Source organism: Streptomyces sp. P17 (assembly GCF_032436805.1).
Taxonomy (GTDB): Bacteria; Actinomycetota; Actinomycetes; order Streptomycetales; family Streptomycetaceae; genus Streptomyces.
The window spans coordinates 1-280 of sequence record NZ_JAVRBF010000671.1 but is presented as its reverse complement, the minus strand read 5'-3'; the positions used below and the strand labels follow the sequence as shown (position 1 = coordinate 280).

Sequence of the window (280 nt, the reverse complement as noted above, 5' to 3'; positions counted from 1 at the left end):
AGCGAGTGCATTGCCGCCAGACGCGATCATGTTCTTCGCCTGTTCCATGGCGAGGTCCTGCTCGGTCTTCAGGAGGCCCGCTACGTCCAAGCCCAGGGCGTTGGCAATACGGGTCTTCAGGTTGCGGAGGTTCAAGTCCGGGTCCTGCATCTGGCCGAGAGGGATGATGGCGGTGATGAAGCGGTTGATCTTGTCGAGGTCCTGTCCACGACCCAGGGCTTCCATGCCTGTACTCACGGTAGGCTCGATGGCCTCTCGTGGTAGGTCTGGGATCATTGAG

At 60.4% G+C, this 280-nt stretch carries 1 protein-coding gene; it reads right to left on the bottom strand.

The window, feature by feature from the left end:
• A partial coding sequence (locus tag RMT89_RS42525; protein WP_315889115.1) for a hypothetical protein occupies positions 1 to 225 on the bottom strand: 225 nt, incomplete at its 3' end.
• Positions 226 to 280 lie beyond the last annotated feature (55 nt).